18 protein-coding genes are annotated in these 15,045 nt (G+C 69.2%); 8 read left to right on the forward strand and 10 right to left on the reverse strand.

The annotated features are described in order from the left end of the window. Positions 1 to 53: 53 nt before the first annotated feature. From ACZ45C_RS05645 to ACZ45C_RS05655, 3 genes are all read right to left on the reverse strand, one after another. Positions 54 to 623: a DUF7109 family protein gene (locus ACZ45C_RS05645; RefSeq protein ID WP_460560327.1), complete on the reverse strand. Its 570-nt coding sequence runs from the start codon at positions 621 to 623 to the stop codon at positions 54 to 56. Beyond that, complete coding sequence (locus ACZ45C_RS05650) at positions 620 to 1,876, reverse strand: glycosyltransferase family protein (RefSeq protein WP_460560325.1); 1,257 nt, start codon at positions 1,874 to 1,876, stop codon at positions 620 to 622. Before ACZ45C_RS05650 ends, ACZ45C_RS05645 begins: the two co-directional genes overlap by 4 nt. A gap of 117 nt (positions 1,877 to 1,993) precedes the next feature. Next, positions 1,994 to 3,175, reverse strand: coding sequence for an MFS transporter (locus ACZ45C_RS05655; RefSeq protein ID WP_460560323.1), 1,182 nt, complete (start codon positions 3,173 to 3,175; stop codon positions 1,994 to 1,996). Between the two features lie 169 nt (positions 3,176 to 3,344). Between ACZ45C_RS05655 and ACZ45C_RS05660 the strand changes: the two genes are divergently transcribed. Beyond that, a complete protein-coding gene (locus ACZ45C_RS05660) occupies positions 3,345 to 3,515 on the forward strand; it encodes an HVO_0758 family zinc finger protein (protein WP_460560322.1) in 171 nt (56 codons plus the stop codon). A 131-nt stretch (positions 3,516 to 3,646) separates the two neighbouring features. Here ACZ45C_RS05660 and ACZ45C_RS05665 read toward each other — a convergent pair whose 3' ends face one another. Further along, entirely contained in the window at positions 3,647 to 4,759 is a 1,113-nt protein-coding gene (locus tag ACZ45C_RS05665) for an aldo/keto reductase (protein ID WP_460560320.1), read from the reverse strand. Positions 4,760 to 4,899: 140 nt separating this feature from the next. Between ACZ45C_RS05665 and dacZ the strand changes: the two genes are divergently transcribed. From dacZ to ACZ45C_RS05685, 4 genes are all read left to right on the forward strand, one after another. Next, positions 4,900 to 5,721 (forward strand): diadenylate cyclase DacZ, encoded by an 822-nt coding sequence (dacZ, locus tag ACZ45C_RS05670; RefSeq protein WP_256402720.1) that lies wholly within the window; start codon positions 4,900 to 4,902, stop codon positions 5,719 to 5,721. Positions 5,722 to 5,725: 4 nt separating this feature from the next. Continuing rightward, positions 5,726 to 6,514: a mechanosensitive ion channel family protein gene (locus tag ACZ45C_RS05675; RefSeq protein ID WP_460560318.1), complete on the forward strand. Its 789-nt coding sequence runs from the start codon at positions 5,726 to 5,728 to the stop codon at positions 6,512 to 6,514. A gap of 172 nt (positions 6,515 to 6,686) precedes the next feature. Then, entirely contained in the window at positions 6,687 to 7,361 is a 675-nt protein-coding gene (locus tag ACZ45C_RS05680; protein WP_460560316.1) for a hypothetical protein, read from the forward strand. Beyond that, entirely contained in the window at positions 7,362 to 8,039 is a 678-nt protein-coding gene (locus tag ACZ45C_RS05685; protein ID WP_460560314.1) for a metal-dependent hydrolase, read from the forward strand. Between the two features lie 62 nt (positions 8,040 to 8,101). On the opposite strand, the gene ACZ45C_RS05690 is transcribed toward ACZ45C_RS05685, so the two are convergent. Then, entirely contained in the window at positions 8,102 to 9,142 is a 1,041-nt protein-coding gene (locus ACZ45C_RS05690) for an NAD(P)-dependent alcohol dehydrogenase (RefSeq protein ID WP_460560313.1), read from the reverse strand. Between the two features lie 105 nt (positions 9,143 to 9,247). On the opposite strand from ACZ45C_RS05690, the gene ACZ45C_RS05695 reads away from it, so the two are divergent. After that, complete coding sequence (locus ACZ45C_RS05695) at positions 9,248 to 10,309, forward strand: amidohydrolase family protein (RefSeq protein ID WP_460560311.1); 1,062 nt, start codon at positions 9,248 to 9,250, stop codon at positions 10,307 to 10,309. Continuing rightward, positions 10,309 to 11,091 (forward strand): iron-sulfur cluster assembly protein, encoded by a 783-nt coding sequence (locus ACZ45C_RS05700; RefSeq protein ID WP_460560309.1) that lies wholly within the window; start codon positions 10,309 to 10,311, stop codon positions 11,089 to 11,091. Before ACZ45C_RS05695 ends, ACZ45C_RS05700 begins: the two co-directional genes overlap by 1 nt. Positions 11,092 to 11,115: 24 nt before the next feature. On the opposite strand, the gene ACZ45C_RS05705 is transcribed toward ACZ45C_RS05700, so the two are convergent. The 4 genes from ACZ45C_RS05705 to ACZ45C_RS05720 form a co-directional block, all read right to left on the reverse strand. Further along, positions 11,116 to 11,319, reverse strand: a complete 204-nt coding sequence (locus ACZ45C_RS05705) for a hypothetical protein (RefSeq protein WP_460560307.1) — start codon at positions 11,317 to 11,319, stop codon at positions 11,116 to 11,118. A gap of 79 nt (positions 11,320 to 11,398) precedes the next feature. Then, a complete protein-coding gene (locus tag ACZ45C_RS05710) occupies positions 11,399 to 12,145 on the reverse strand; it encodes a J domain-containing protein (protein WP_460560306.1) in 747 nt (248 codons plus the stop codon). Between the two features lie 168 nt (positions 12,146 to 12,313). Beyond that, on the reverse strand, positions 12,314 to 12,571 hold the full coding sequence (locus ACZ45C_RS05715; protein WP_460560304.1) for an MTH865 family protein: 258 nt from the start codon (positions 12,569 to 12,571) through the stop codon (positions 12,314 to 12,316). A 64-nt stretch (positions 12,572 to 12,635) separates the two neighbouring features. Then, a complete protein-coding gene (locus ACZ45C_RS05720) occupies positions 12,636 to 13,715 on the reverse strand; it encodes an NAD(P)/FAD-dependent oxidoreductase (protein ID WP_460560303.1) in 1,080 nt (359 codons plus the stop codon). A 263-nt stretch (positions 13,716 to 13,978) separates the two neighbouring features. Here ACZ45C_RS05720 and ACZ45C_RS05725 point away from each other — a divergent pair, with 263 nt between their 5' ends. Next, positions 13,979 to 14,293: a hypothetical protein gene (locus ACZ45C_RS05725; RefSeq protein ID WP_460560301.1), complete on the forward strand. Its 315-nt coding sequence runs from the start codon at positions 13,979 to 13,981 to the stop codon at positions 14,291 to 14,293. A gap of 29 nt (positions 14,294 to 14,322) precedes the next feature. Here ACZ45C_RS05725 and ACZ45C_RS05730 read toward each other — a convergent pair whose 3' ends face one another. Then, on the reverse strand, positions 14,323 to 14,994 hold the full coding sequence (locus ACZ45C_RS05730; protein ID WP_460560299.1) for a metallophosphoesterase family protein: 672 nt from the start codon (positions 14,992 to 14,994) through the stop codon (positions 14,323 to 14,325). Between the last annotated feature and the right edge of the window lie 51 nt (positions 14,995 to 15,045).

Here is a 15,045-nt window from a genome sequence, read left to right on the forward strand (position 1 = left end):
TTCAACCCGTCTCCGGCAGCCGCGGTCGAGGCGTCGCCGAGACGGGTCGTATCCTACGAGTCCGCCGCGGCGACGATCCGCTCGCGGATGTCGCTCGCGTCGACCGGAGCCCACGCCTCGATGTCGTACGTCACGTCCGCGAGCGTCTCCAGCCGGTCGGCGTCGCTCGTCCTGATGGCCTCGATCGCGTCGGCGGAGAGTCGGTCGAGCACCGCCGCGGAGAGTGCCTCGCGGTCGACGCCCCGCTCTGGCACGTCGAGGATGTGCGGGAGGTCCTCGGCGTCGGGCGGGAGCGACGGGAACGCGGCGGGACCGACCGCGAGCGCGACGCGGTCCGACGGATCGGCCGTCGCAGAGCCGTCGACGGGCTCCGGAGGCTCGACCGCGTCCGGCGTCGACCCCGACTCTGCGAGCGCGGCCGGCGGCGCGGGAACCAGCGCGTACTCCGCGACGGCGACGTCGACGGCGGCGGCGATGGCCTCGTCGTCTGCCGCCGCGCGCTGTTTGAACGCGAGTTCCGAGAGCGCCCGGGACAGCTCGGCGCGGGTGAGCCAGCCGAAGAGGTCGACGACTCCGGCGAGATCGTCGCGGGCCGCCACGCTCGGCGCGTCCTCCGCCGTCACGTCTCTTCACCCGGTGTGGCGTCCGATTCTCGACTCTCCGACGGTCGGTGACCGTTCCGGCGTTCGTGGACGCCGTCGGAGTCTCTCGCCGCGCGTCTGCCGTCTTCAGTCGCGGGTTCGGCGACGGCCGCGATCGGTGGTGTGTCGGTGACGGCCGCGATATCGGCTCGGGCCGCCTCGGCGACGTCGGCGGGCGATATCGGCGCGTCTCGCCACGCCGGGAGCCGCGTGTCCGACCCCGGTCGAGCGAGCGCGTCGGCGTACGTCTCGACTTGCGCGCGCTCGTCCTCGCGGTCGTACGCGAGTCCGTTGAACGCGGCGTCGGTCTCGTACCCGTGGATCAGGTCGGCCGCCGCCTCGCGGTAGCGACTCGCGAGCGTGGCGTAATCGACGGAGACGCCCGCGTTCTCGACCGCGCGGAGGGTCGCCGCCCCGACCGACCGACTCATGTCCGCGAGTCCGGTCGGACCGTCGACGGAGCGGTGGTCGTGTTCGTACCGTCCCAGGTCGACCTGCGCGCTGTCCGCGAATCCGGCGTGTTCGAACGCCTCGCCGAGGGTCCCGACCTCCAGCCCCCAACCGCGCTGGAGTCGGAGCCGCGAGACGAGGTCGCTCGTCGCCGCGAACTCGCCCGCGAGCGCGTAGCGGAACGCGTCGAGGTACTCCACGATCGCCGCCTCGCGGTCCCCGGTGTTCTCGGCGTCGGCGGCGATCGCTCGCACGAGCGGGCGGAAGAACAGCCGGAACAGCCGCCCGTACAGCGACCCGTCCTCGACGCGGGCGTAGTACCCCTTCGAGAAGTCGTGGCCGCGGGCGAGCGGAAACACCAGTCGATTGACGAACGCGGGCGAGTACGTCTTCGTGTCGGCGTCGTGGACGACGACGTACTCCGCGTCGAGCGCGCGGCCGAGCCCGAGCCACACGTCCCGTCCCTTGCCGCGAGCGCCGTCGAGCCCGTGGTCGCGGAGGAGATCCGTGAGCCGGGGACCGCCACACCAGAGCGTCTCCACCTCGACGTCGAACCCGTCGAGCCAGCGGACGAACGGCCCGACGCGCTCGGCGGGGGCGCGGAGCGGAACGATCACGCGGGCCGGCGCGACGGTTTCGAGCGCGGTCAGGACGCGCTCGGCCGCGAGCGTGCCGTACTCGCGTTCGGTCATCGGCACCACGACCGCCGCCCGGCCGGTGGGAGCGTCCGGCCGGTGATCGGTCAACGCGTGAAGGGTCGTCACGCGTTCTTGTACGTACTCCATTGAAGGTTTACAGGGGCGCGATGCCCTAAATAGGTGCGATACCCGTGGGGGTTCCGGCTCGCCCGCGCCGTGGCTCTCGCGCCTCCGAAGCGCGCCGCCGACTCCCCGCCCACGGCGTCACGTCGTCGGCCCGCCGGCCGCGCCGCCCGGCACCCGGCCCGCCCGATCGAGGACTGCGTAGGCGGCGACGAGGACTGTGAGGCCGCCGGCGAGCGCGAGGAAGACGGCGTCGTAGCTCACGCCGGCCTCGACGGCTTCGCCGACGACCCACGAGCCGGCCGCCTGCGCCGACATCATTCCCGCCGAGAACACGGCGTACGCCGAGGCGCGCGACTCGTCGGGCAGCGACGCCAGGAGGTAGGTGTCGCCCGCGGGAAACAGCATGTGAATCGCGAATCCGACGACGACGCTCGCGGCGACGACGACAACGAGTCCCGACGAGAAGACGACGAACACCACTCCGACGACGAACGTCGAGACGATCCCGAGGAGGTACGGCACGTGGGGGAGCCGATCGGCGAGATCACCCGAGACGAGGAACGCGGGGACGCCGGCGGCGAAGATCACCGTGAGCAGGTTGCGCGCGGTCGCCGTCGGAAGCCCTTTGTCGATCATGTACAGCTCGTAGAAGTTGAACAGCCCCTGCCAGACGAAGCTCGTGAGCCCCATCAACACGACGCCAGCGAGGATGATCTTCCACTCTCCCCGCGCGCCCCCGGCGAAGTCGGTGTCGCTCGCGCCGGCGTCCGGGAGGTCGGTCCGGTTCGCGAGCGCGACGAAGACGAGCGTGGTCGCGGCGGCGACGGCGGCGAGTCCGTAGAAGGCGACCCGCCAGTCGTACCACAGCGCGACGGTGACGACGGGCGCGGCGGCGACGGCCGCCAGCTGGCTCGCCATGCCGTGGACGCCCATCACTCGGCCGACGCGGGTGGGAAACAGCTCCGCGACGAGCGGGTTCGCGGCCACGAAGTAGACGCCCGAGGCGCACCCGACGGCGAACGCGGCGAGCATCAGCGTCGGCACGCCGGGGGCAAGCGCGACGCCGAGCGCGCCGAGCGTCACCACCGCACCGGACGCGAGGACGACGAACTGTCGGGAGAATCGGGTGAGCGCCCACCCGGCAGGGATCCGCGGTGCGGCCGATCCGAGCCACGCGAGCGTGACGATGAGTCCGGCGGTCCCCTCGCCGATCCCGAACTCGCCGATGAACTCGCCCACGAGCGGTGCGAACACGACCCGCGCGAAGTTCACGAGGAAGACGAGAGCGCAGAGCGAACCGAACAGCCGAGTCCGTGACACGAGCGAGCTTTCCGGCGGTGGGAGACAAACGTTGCGAAAGGCCGCAGTGCGCGGGCCGCCGCGGCATGCGGATAGGTATCTACGGTGACGGTCGCCGACTCTGAACGACCGCACCGTCCGACTGGCGTCGTACGGGGTTTTTATACCGCCACGCGAGTAACCACGATTCATGAAATCGACACGGAAGGGACTGCGGGACGGCGACCTGTTCAAAGACACCTACGAGCGGCTCAACTGCGCCGAATGCGAGATGGTCTTGAAAAAGCAGAACGACCCCGACGAGGTGTTCGCGGTCCGCGTCTGTCCGGAGTGCGAAGCCACGTACAAGGAACTGCGCTGAACCCTCGGATCGAAGTCCACGCCCACTGACCGAATCGCCGACGATCCCCGCCCGGACCGATCTCTCCCTCCAGCCGTCGTCGTCCCTACGTCTCCCGAGTGCGGAGCGCGTTCCGCGTGCACCGCCGCGAGCTACTCGAACACCGCGTCGAACGCCGCCGCGCCGAGGGGGTCGAACGTCCCCGCCGCGACGTTCTCGCGGACGTGATCGGGGTCCGTCGTCCCGACGAGCGACGAGGTGACTCCCGGCGCGCTCCGCGCGAAGTTGATCGCCCGCTGGGCCGGCGTCTCGCCCGCGATCGTCGCGTCGACGTCGTCCGGTATCGCGCCCTCGAGCGCGAGATCGCCCTGTGCGATGCTCGCGCTCGTCACCACCGATAGGCCGGCTTCGTGGGCGAATTCGAGCGCCGAGATGGGACCGTCGACGTCGCTATCGGGCGGCGCCGGCTGGTTGGCTCGGGTGAACGCGTCGGCCATCACGACGTTGAACGGGAGTTGGATCACCTCGAACCCGTGATCGCCGTCCGGGCCGACGGCCGCGCCGGCCGCCTCGGCCCGCGAAAGCACCTCGGCGAGAGAGAGGTACCCGTCCGCGTCGGTAGGCACGCGGAAGGCGTCCCACGTCGCGACGCCGTACGCGCCGATGTCGCCCGCGGCTCGCCGCCGCTCTAACAGCTCGAATGCGGCCTCCAGCTGGTCGTACACCTCGTCTCGGGAACGGACCGCGAGCTGCGTCTCCGGGTTGTGCACGTAAAAACAGTCGACCGCGTCGAGCCCGAGTCGCTGCAGCGACCGGTCGAGCGACCACGACAGATACGCCGGCGAGATCGCGTGCGCGCCGTTCGCGAGGTGAGCGCGGTCGACGATCCCCGGCTCCAAGAACCGCTCGCGGACGTACGCTCCCGGGTCGTCCGGACGCTCGCCGTCGAACGGGAGGAACCCGCCCTTCGTCGCCACGACGACCGCCTCGCGGTCTATCGGCGACCGGCGGACCGCCTCACCGACGACGCGCTCCGCGCGCCCTGCCCGGTAGTTACTCGCGGTGTCGACGTGGTTCACCCCGGATCGGAGCGCGAGCCCGATCGCCGCCCGGGACGCGTCGTCGACCGCGGCCGTGGGCTCGCCGAGGTACGTCCCGATCCCCACGCTCGAAGCCACGCCCGGTCCGAACCGCCTGAAGTACGTCCGTCCGAAGGCGTCGCCGAACGCGTCGCGGTAGTCCCAGAGGGCTTCGCGAGTCGCCATGGGCGGTGTATCGGTCGTCGAGGGGATAAGTCGCGCGCACGGTGTCGGACGACGGTAGGCACTCGATCCCGATATTCGGCGTCAGACGCCTGCAAGACGGTGACACAACGATTATACGGTATCCGAGAGTTCGTGTAACAATGGCCTCGCTCACCGACCACCTGTCCGATCTCGTCGAGGACGCGGACGCCGCGCTGTTGTTCTCGCCGACCAGTTCCTTCCACGACCGGTTCGTCGACGACGGCGGGGGCGACGACCCCGACGTCGTCGTCGTCGCGCCGGACAACGACGTCGACGCCGAGGTGTTCGTCGAACTCCCCCTCCCCTTCGACAACGTCAAAGACCGGATCCGGTTCGGCATCGAGGGCGCGATGGACGCCGACCTCGTGGCCGAGGGTGACGCGGTCGTCTGTATCGCGTCGGTGTTCGACGGCGGCTCCGACGCCGTGGTTCGCGTCACCGCCGACGAGACGATCCACACCGGCATCTACGACCTGTTCGTCAACTCCCGGGCCGAACCGAGCGTCATCCGCGACGTCTTCGAGGTCGCCATCGAACTCGGCAAGAAGGGACAGAAAGGCAAGCCGGTCGGCGCGCTCTTCGTCGTCGGCGACGCCGGGAAGGTGATGAACAAGTCTCGGCCGCTGTCGTACAATCCCTTCGAGAAGTCGCACGTCCACGTCGGCGACCCCATCGTCAACGTGATGCTGAAAGAGTTCTCGCGGCTCGACGGCGCGTTCGTCGTCTCCGACTCCGGCAAGATCGTCTCGGCGTACCGCTACCTCGAACCGGGCGCGGAGGGTGTCGACATCCCGAAGGGCCTCGGCGCGCGCCACATGGCCGGCGGCGCGATCACTCGGGACACGAACGCGACCGCGATCGTGCTCTCGGAGTCCGACGGGCTCGTCCGGGCGTTCAAAGCCGGCGAACTCGTCTTGGAGATCGACCCGGAGGAGTACTGAAACGATGTCCACGGTCACGAGCGCGCTCGCGGGGGCGGTCGCGGCCGTCCCCGACCGGCTCTGGCTCGCCCTGTTCGTGCTCGCGTTTGGACTCGTCGCGGCCTACGTCGTCGGCGTGATCAACCGCCGGCTGCTGACGAGGGCCGGAGTCCCCGACGTGATCGAGGGGACCGCCTTCGAACGGACCGCCCGCGAGTTCGACACCTCGACGGTCCACATCCTCGCCCAACTGTCGAGTTACTTCATCGTCGCCGTCACCGTTATCGTCGCGCTCACGGTCGCCGACGTGAACTACCTCGAACAGTTCTGGTCGGGCGTCGCGGCCTTCCTCCCCCGCGTGTTCGTCGCCATCATTGTTCTCATCGTGGGCGTCGTCGTCGGCGACAAGGCGGAACTCCTCGTCGCCGAGCGGCTTCGGGGAATCAAGCTGCCCGAACTCGGCGTGTTCCCGCCGCTCGTCAAGTACAGCGTGGTGTACGTCGCCGCGCTGGTCGCCTTGGGACAGATCGGCGTCCAGACGATCGCGCTCATCGTGCTGCTGGCGGCGTTCGCGCTGGCGATCGTGTTGTTCGCCGCGCTGGCGACGAAGGATCTCGTCGCCTCGGCCGCGGCGGGCGTCTTCCTCCTGTTGCGACAGCCGTACGGCATCGGCGACGAGGTCCGCGTCGCTGGCGAACGCGGGATCGTCCAAGAGGTCGACCTGTTCGTCACGCGCATCGAGGCCGACGGCGAGGAACACGTCCTCCCGAACCACTCGGTGTTCCGCGACGGGATCGTGCTGATCCGGGAGTGAACCGCCTCGGGGTCAAGTGGTTCGAGACGCGGAGCGTCTCGCCATCACGGGAGATATGGCCTTCCGAGCGACCCCGAGACACTCGCTCTGCTCATCTGTAGACGGGGACAGAGGCGACACCGACACCTCCGATCCCCGGTGCGCTTATCGCCGTGCGACCGTCAGGACGAGTATGGCCCCGACGCTCGTGAGCGCGGCCGTCGGCGCGCTGCTCGCGGCGGCCCTGCTCGGACGCGCGTTCGACCGGCGATCCGTCGCGGTCGTCGTCGCCGCCGCGGTGGCTTCCGACCTCGACGCGGTCGCGAGCCTCGTCGTTCCGGGCGCGGCGAACGCGCTCTTTCACACCCTCTGGCTGCCGCTCGTCGCGGGGTTCGCGCTCCGGTGGGACACGGTACACCGAGACCGGTCGTGGCTCCGCGAGCGCGCGGGCCAGACGACCGGCGACCGCGCCGTCCGGGTCGCGTGGGTGGCGCTCGCCTCGTTCGCCGTCGCGGGGATCGGACCCGACCTGTTCTGGCGTGCGGGGGTGAACCTCCTCTACCCGGTTCACGACGCCTACTACCTCGTGTCGGGTCGGCTCGTGCTCTCGACACAGGAGGGGATAGTCCAGACGTTCGTGACGCTCGGGAGGGAGGGGCCGGGCGTGTTCCCGATCGAACGGCTCGGCACGAGCGAGACATACGCCGTTCCGACGTGGGTGAATCCGGACGGCCGGCCCGGGCTCTCGCTCGACGCCGAGCGGGAGTTCGCTCTCGTCCGGACCGGCTGGCAGCTCGTCGTCGTCGCGAGCGCAGTCGCGACGCTTGCGGTTCGGTTCCGGCGGGCGGACGCGGAGGTGGCGCGCTGAATGCCCTCTACGGTCGTCCACGCCGGCTTCGCGCTCCTGCTTTCCGCCGGACTCCTCGGCGACTACTACGACCGACGGGCGCTCGCGGCGCTGCTCGTGATCGTCGTGCTCCCCGAGGTCGACAGCTTCCTCGGCCCTATCATGCCCGGCGCACACCGGACGGTCGGTCACACCCTCGTGTTCCCCGCCGTCGCCGCGGTGCTCCTCTACTACGACACCCGAGTTCGGGAGCGCTCGCTCGTCCGGACCCGACTCGACGAACGCGAGCGTGCGGACCGGTGGATCGCCGTCGCGTGGGTCGCGTTGTTCGTCCACGCGTTCGCGCACGTCGGACTCGACTGGACGCACCTCGACGGCGTCAACGTCGCCTGGCCGCTCGTCGACCGGTTCGTCCGACTCGACGGCGAGATAGTCTTCTCGACCGCCGAGGGGTTCGTTCAGACGTTCGTGGACGTCCGAGTGGATCCCGAGACGGGACGGCGCGCGGTCGACGCCGGCGCGACCGGCACCACCGAAACGGTTCACGTGAACAACCCCGTCGAGCCCCGCGACCCGGACGATATCACCGAGGAGCCGGTCGACCGACGGTTCCCGATCGCGAACGCGGGCTGGCGGCTCTACTTGATCGGGCTCGGACTGTTCACGCTCGCGGCGCGACGACTCCAGGGCAACGTGTGACAACGGGGCGGCTATGAAAAATCGACGTTGGATGTCGTGTGCTCGCGGCGCAGCGGCGTCGCCTACGGCGTGATCACGGCACGGCCGTCGATCTCGCCGTGTTCGAGCTTTTCGGCCACTTTGTTCACGTCGCCGATGTCGTACCGGCTGGTGTGCAGATCGACGTCGCCCTGCTCGACGAGCGCGACGAGTTCCTGTAGCTCGGCGTATCGGCCGACGATGTTGCCGACGAACGAGAACTCGCCGTTCACGAGCGCCTGTGCCGGTTCGTGAATGTGGCCGCCGTAGCCGATGATGTGGTGGTCGCCGCCGGCGGCGGTGACATCAGGCGCGTAAGCGGTCGTCTGGTCCGCGCCGACGAAGTCGAGCACCTGCGCGGCGCCCGTCCCGTCGGTGATCGACTCGACCTCGGCCGGCACGTCGGCCTCGGTCGGGTTGACGAGGTGGTCGGCACCGTACCGGTCCGCCAGATCGAGTGCGGTGTCTTTCACGTCCACGGCTGTGATCCGCGCCGCGCTCATCGCATTGAGACACTGGAGGCCGATGTGGCCGAGCCCGCCGATGCCGATGACGACCGCGTGGTCGCCGGGGTTCAGTTCGTCGACCGCCTTCTTCGCCGCGTGGTACGCCGTGATGCCGGCGTCGGCGTGCGGCGCGATGTCGATCGGGTCGACTCCCCCCGGTAACGGGATCACGGAGCGTTCGCTAGTGTGGAGGTAGTCGGCGAAGCCGCCGTCGGTCGTCAGTCCGTTGAACGCGTCGTTCTCGCAGTACATCGTCTCGCCGAGCCGGCAGGGCCGACAGGTGCCACAGGTCTGTACCGGGTGACAGATCACCGCGTCGCCCTCGGTGACGATCTCGACGTCGTCGCCCGTCTCGACGACGGTGCCCGCGTTCTCGTGACCGAGGGTCATCGGCAGATCCTGCGGGACGTACTCCTCCCACATTCCCTCGATGATGTGGTTGTCCGTCTGACACCATCCCGCACCTTCGACTTCGACGATCACGTCGCTGGCCCCGGTCGCGTGTGGTCGGTCGACCTCGTCGATCTGCAGCCCCTCTGTCATGTCGTCTGTGTACTCGTGGAGTCGCGCAGCTTGCATGTGACTCACAGTCGTGGCCCCTCTCGCATAAACGTTCGTTATGAACCCATAACCATCCCGAACGATCCTTATTGTTATGTGTGGCCACCCCTCACAAGAGGACGCATGTACGAGAAGGACGGCGAGGAGATTTTTGTCATCGACGGGCACGTCCACCTGTGGGACGCTCGCACGGAGAACATCACGCACGAGGGGGGAGAGCAGTTCATCCAGTGTTTCTACGATTATCACACCGGGTTCACGCCGGAGGAGGAACAGTGGGATATGGACGAGTACCGTCACTACGGTGCCGACCGAATGGCGAACGACCTGTTCGGGAACGCGGCGGCCGATATGGCGATCTTCCAGCCAACGTATCTCACGGAGTTCTACGACGAGGGGTTCAACACGACGGAGCAGAACGCCGAGTTCGCCGAGGAGTACCCGGAGCGGTTCGTCTTGAACGGGAGTTTCGATCCCCGTGACGGCGAGGAAGGGCTCCGGTATCTCGAACACCTCAAAGAGGAGTACGACATCCCCGGCGTGAAGCTGTACACGGCCGCGTGGCGCGGCGATTCGAAGGGCTGGCGGCTCGATAGCGACGACGCCTTCGAGTTCTTAGAGAAGTGCTCGGAACTCGGCATCGAGAACATCAACGCGCACAAGGGGCCGACGATCCGACCGCTCAACCGCGACGCGTTCGACGTGAAAGACATCGACGACGCCGCGTCGTCGTTCCCCGAACTCAACTTCATCGTCAACCACGTCGGCCTCCCGCGGCTCGACGACTTCTGTTGGATCGCGGCCCAAGAACCGAACGTCTACGGCGGGCTCGCGGTCGCGTCGGCGATGTCGACCAACCGGAAGCGGAAGTTCGGCGAGATCATGGGCGAACTGCTCTACTGGCTCGGCGAAGACCGGATCCTGTTCGGCTCCGACTACGCGCTGTGGAACCCCGACTGGCTCGTCGATCAGGTGATGAACGCCGAACTCACCGACGAGCAGCGCGACGAGTACGGCGTCGAGCTCGACGTCGACACGATGAAGAAGGTCATGGGCGAGAACGCCGCCCGGCTGTACGACATCGATATCGAAGAGAAGAAACGTCAGTTCCGCGATGATCCGATGACCGAGCGGTTCGACTTGGCCGACCACTACGGCGGCGACGCGGGGGCCGCGGCGGACTGATGTCGGGGAGCAGCGCGGACCCGACAGGCGAACTCACGGAGCCGACCGACGGCCCGGGCGTCGCGGCGGTCAGAGGCAGACTCGACCGCGTCGAGGACCCCGAACTGGCCCGATCGATCGTCGAACTCGACTACGTCGACGCGATCGAGATCGACGACGGACGCGTGCTCGTGCAGTTCACCCTCCCGACCGCTTGGTGCTCGCCGGCGTTCGCGTGGATGATGGCGGTCGACGCCCGCGACGAGATCGAGTCGCTCGGATGGGTCACGACGGCCCGGATCGAACTGTGCGACCACATGCACGACGAGGAGATCACGACCGGCGTCAACGCCCGGGACACCTTCGGCGAGACGTTCCCGGACGCCGACGGCGGCGTCGCAGAGGTCAGGGCGTCTATCGCCGACAAGGCGCGGGTCTCGCGCCAACGCGAGGCGATTGCGACTCTCCTCGACGCCAGCGTCGACCCGACACAGATCGTCGCGCTCGACCGCGACGACGTGACGCTCGCCGGCGAGGATGCACACGTCGAACTCGACGGCCTTTCGGTCGTCGTCGACCGGGAACCGATCGAGGCGTACGTCGAGCGGGCGTCGGCCAGCGGCCACGTCACCGCCGCCGGCGACACGCTGTTTCTGACGCCCGAGGGAGATCCGATCGCGGCCGATCGGCTCGATCGGGTCCAGAAGCGGTCCCGACTCGCCGACGTCAACATGAGCGGCCAAGGCGCGGTGTGCGACGCGCTCCACAGGGCCCGTCACGGCGCGGACGGCGCGAGCAGCTAACGGCGTCGCGGGCGACTCCCGGTCTCACCGGACCGGTCCGAGTCCGCCGAGCCCGCCGCCGGCCCCGCCGGACCGCTCGTCCTCCTCGGGCTCGCCGTGGCCGTCCTTCTCCAGTCCGTGCCGACCGCTGTCGGCCCACTCGTCGCGGCTCCAGCCGCACGTCGGACAGTCGCCGTCCTCCCAGTCGAAGGGTTCGCCGCAGCCGAGACAGGCGGTGTCTGTGTTCACACGTCACACTGTGCGGGAGTCGACAAAAACGTTCGCGAGGCGTTCGATCCGCTCGTCTCACAGGAGCGCCGGGTGACGGTCACCGGCCGAATCCGGTCGGCGAGTCGGCGTGACGGCGGCGGCCCCGGTCTCGGCGGGTCGCCGCGTCTCCCTGGCCGGAGGTGTCGCCGCCTCGCTCGGAGGCCTCGTCTCCCCGCCGGCCGAGGCCGCCGGCGTGGTTTCGGGCGGTCGCGTACGCCTCGCGGACGCGCCGAAACGACTCCTCATCGCCGCCCTGATCGGGATGGGTCTCCTTGACGCGCTCCCGGTACGCGCGTTTCACCTCGTCGGCGTCGGCGTCGCGAGGGACGTCGAGTTCGTCGAACGCGGCTGCGACCGGATCGGGAGTCGCCGTCCCGACGCGTCCCCCTCGAGTCCCCCAGTCGGGCTCGGTCACCTCGAAGGGGAGCCGACGGCCGAGCCCGCGGCCGGGCATCTCGTGTTCACAGAGGACGGTGTACACGCCCTCGCCCTCCAGCCTGAAGTAGTCGTGCGCGTCGAACGTGATGGCAACGTCGCGATCGGGGAGGTAGAAGGGGACGCTCACGTCACCGAGCGCGTGGTTCTCGGTGAACCGCACGTCCGTCGCGGTCAGGTACTCTCGGATCTCGCGGCGGCGGCGCTCGTCGCCCGTGCGGGATCGCCCGGCGTCGTCGGCCGCGCCGCCCGGTGCGATAAACCGAGAGCCGAGGTAGAAGACGAGCGCGACGACGACGGAGGCGACGACGCCGGCCGCGACTCCGAGGATGACCCACGTCGGCAGCGCGGTGACGGGTTCGACGGCCACGCTCACGGTTGCGGCCGCGCGCGTATCAACCCCTCGCTCAGAACGGATCCAGCGGGATCGCGGGCGGCGGGAACGCGCGCGGGAAGGCGGAACGGACGACGTCGAGACCAAACGAGGCGTGAGGACGGAAAAGACCCGGAACGCGTCGAGAGGGCGAGGCCGCGCCGGTCAGATCAGTCCCTTCGCTTCGAGCCCGTCGAGGATGTCGTCGACGAGTTCGTCTGCCGACTCGTACGGGAACTCCTGTTCTCCGCCGAGCTTCGAGGCCAGTTCCATCGCGGTGACGCGCACGTCGCCGGCCTCGAACGTCGTCGTCGGCCCGTCGGGAAGCACTGGGACGAGATCCATCTGGGACTCGACCGGGTAGTCCGCGCCGTCGAAGGCGTCCAAAAACTGTTCGCGGAGTTCGGCTCTCACGTCGCTCATACACCCCTGTCCCGAGAGTGGCCGCAAAAGCGTTGCGACACGCAGAGCGCGCGTCTGCGGACGATCAGTCGTCGTCGGCCCGCGGCGTCTCGGCGGTCGCCTCGGCGTCCGTCTCCTCGCGCGGGCCGCCCGCGTGTCCCTCGTGGGCGACGGCGGTCGCCATGAGTTCGGGTGAGATGGCGGGGACCTCGTCTTCCGCGACGGGGCCGTCGCGGGCGACGGCCTCCTTCGAGCGGGGGAACTCTCGGATCTCCTTGTGGATCGCGAGCCCGGCTTTCGCTCCCTGTCCCATCGCGACGGGCACCTGATTGTGGCCGGGCGTCACGTCGCCGACGGCGTACACGCCGTCCTCGCTGGTGCGGCCGTGGTCGTCGACGTCGATCGTTCCGTCGTCGGTGAGGTCGCATCCGAGCCCCTTCGCGAGCCCGGTGTTGTACTCGGAGCCGTACATCGGGAAGCCGCCGCGGTACTCGCGGGTGGTGCCGTCTTCGAACTCCAGGGCGTCGAGCCAGCCGGAGTCGGGGTCGTTCTCGACGCCGACCACGTCCTCGGAGATCACGTCGATCGGATGTGCCTCCAGCTGTGCGTCGGTCTCGTCGCTCCACGTCGGTTCCGCGCCGCGAGTCAGAAGATCCACCTCGTCGGTGACGTTGAGCATGATCATCGCGACGTGGGCGGCCGCCTCGCCGTGGCCCATCACGTACACCGGCTCGTCGACGAACATGTAGGCGTCACAGTGGAGACAGTAGTGCAGGCCCTTGCCGGTCCGCGGGAGCGGCGGGTCGGGGCGCTTGTCGGAGAAGCCGGTCGCGAGCACGACGCGGTCGGCGAGCAGCTCGTCGTCGCCGAGCGAGAGTCGGAAGCGCTCGTCGGCGGCGCGTTCAACGTCGGTGACGAACCCGCGCTCAAACGTGCCGCCGTACGACTCCACCTGCTCGCGACCGGTCGCGAGGAACTCGTTGCCGGAGGTCTCCTCGGTGACGCCGATCACGTTGTGAGTGTCTGCCATCATCGCCGCTCGGCCCCCGCCGCGGTCGACGAGCACCGTGTCGTGACCCAGTCGAGCGCCGTACAGCGCGGTCGTCAGCCCGGCGGGACCGCCGCCGACCACCGCGATGTCGTACTCGTCGTCGGACGAACTCATTACCGGAGGGTATGGCGTCCTCCGGTTTAAATGGCCTCGTGCTGTGCGCGCGCCGTGACCACCCACCGTCGGATCCGGAGGTGGGCCGTCCGCGTTTGGTCTCGACGGGACGACGGTGGCGACGCACTGAAGTGTGAGGCGACGGCGGCGACGCGCCGACGTGTGAAGTGGCGGCGGCGTCTCGCCCGGGCCGACTGGGGACCGCCCGTCACGGACTCTCCACCCCCGGAAACTTATCTGCTCGCACCGCGTTCGCTCGGTCAGTGCCCTCTCGTCTCGCTCTCGCCGCGGTCCTCTTCGCCGTCGGCACCGTCGCCGACGTCGGGTCCACGTACCTCGCCATCACCGGTGGCGAGTACGTCGAGGGATCGCCGGTCGGCGGCGCGTTCATCACGCGATTCGGCCCGCTCCGCGGCATGGTTCTCACCAAGGCCGTCGGCATGGCGATCATCGGCGTTCCGGTCGCTCTCGCGGGCGGGTCCCGCCGGCTCGTCGCGACCCTGATGTGCGCCGTCGTCGGCCTGCTCTCGGTTCTCGCGGCGGTACGGAACGTCCTGCTCCTCGCCGGGATCTGGTGAGCGCGTCGGCGTCGACCGTTCGAGTCGTTTTATCTTCCTTGGTACAGCCGGTCTGCGGTCCGCTCCGGAAGTCCGGCGTCCGCGACGCGGTCGCGGACGCGGTCGACGTCGTAGCCGACGCGGCGGAGGTCGACTTCGTCGGTCGCGGCGTCGAGCACGGCGTAGGCGGCGTCGGGGTCGCCGTCGCGGGGCTGGCCGACGCTGCCCGGATTGACCGCGAGCCCGCCGGCCACCGAGCGCGCGCCCTGCACGTGGGTGTGCCCGAGCACGATCCCGTCGTACTCGCCCATGTGGCGGTCGAGCGACCCGAACTCCTCCGGGTAGACGTAGGCGTCCTCGCGCTCCGCCGCGGGGTGCGAGTGAACGAGGAGGTACCGCCCGCCCGCGATCTCGGCGGTCCGCGGGAGCCCGCGGAGCCACGCGAGCTGGTCGTCGGACAGCGACGCCTTCGCGTGTTCGAGTCCCGCCTCGGCCATCCGGTTCGCCCGGTAGCGCTCGGGCGTCTCAACCGTTCGATCGTGATTGCCGCGAACGGTCGCCGCGGCGACGTCACGCACGCGCTCGACGCACTCGGCCGGCCACGGGTTGTAGCCGATCACGTCGCCGGCACAGACGATCCGGTCGACGGCCGGCATGTCGTCGAGGACGGCGTCGAGAGCCGGCAGATTCGCGTGGACGTCCGAGATGAGCCCCACCTTCATCGAGTCGGGGTTCGCCGTCGAGGCCCGAAGAAGTTCGGGTCGCGCGAGACG

Source organism: Halorubrum pallidum, from assembly GCF_055380345.1.

What these genes read in the sequence shown, in the direction of transcription:
- ACZ45C_RS05650 (WP_460560325.1), bottom strand. Translation starts at nt 1,876, where the DNA reads ATGGAGTACGTACAAGAACGCGTGACGACCCTTCACGCGTTGACCGAT.
- ACZ45C_RS05660 (WP_460560322.1), top strand. Translation starts at nt 3,345, where the DNA reads ATGAAATCGACACGGAAGGGACTGCGGGACGGCGACCTGTTCAAAGAC.
- ACZ45C_RS05665 (WP_460560320.1), bottom strand. Translation starts at nt 4,759, where the DNA reads ATGGCGACTCGCGAAGCCCTCTGGGACTACCGCGACGCGTTCGGCGAC.
- dacZ (WP_256402720.1), top strand. Translation starts at nt 4,900, where the DNA reads ATGGCCTCGCTCACCGACCACCTGTCCGATCTCGTCGAGGACGCGGAC.
- ACZ45C_RS05675 (WP_460560318.1), top strand. Translation starts at nt 5,726, where the DNA reads ATGTCCACGGTCACGAGCGCGCTCGCGGGGGCGGTCGCGGCCGTCCCC.
- ACZ45C_RS05680 (WP_460560316.1), top strand. Translation starts at nt 6,687, where the DNA reads ATGGCCCCGACGCTCGTGAGCGCGGCCGTCGGCGCGCTGCTCGCGGCG.
- ACZ45C_RS05685 (WP_460560314.1), top strand. Translation starts at nt 7,362, where the DNA reads ATGCCCTCTACGGTCGTCCACGCCGGCTTCGCGCTCCTGCTTTCCGCC.
- ACZ45C_RS05690 (WP_460560313.1), bottom strand. Translation starts at nt 9,142, where the DNA reads ATGCAAGCTGCGCGACTCCACGAGTACACAGACGACATGACAGAGGGG.
- ACZ45C_RS05695 (WP_460560311.1), top strand. Translation starts at nt 9,248, where the DNA reads ATGTACGAGAAGGACGGCGAGGAGATTTTTGTCATCGACGGGCACGTC.
- ACZ45C_RS05700 (WP_460560309.1), top strand. Translation starts at nt 10,309, where the DNA reads ATGTCGGGGAGCAGCGCGGACCCGACAGGCGAACTCACGGAGCCGACC.
- ACZ45C_RS05715 (WP_460560304.1), bottom strand. Translation starts at nt 12,571, where the DNA reads ATGAGCGACGTGAGAGCCGAACTCCGCGAACAGTTTTTGGACGCCTTC.
- ACZ45C_RS05720 (WP_460560303.1), bottom strand. Translation starts at nt 13,715, where the DNA reads ATGAGTTCGTCCGACGACGAGTACGACATCGCGGTGGTCGGCGGCGGT.
- ACZ45C_RS05730 (WP_460560299.1), bottom strand. Translation starts at nt 14,994, where the DNA reads ATGAAGGTGGGGCTCATCTCGGACGTCCACGCGAATCTGCCGGCTCTC.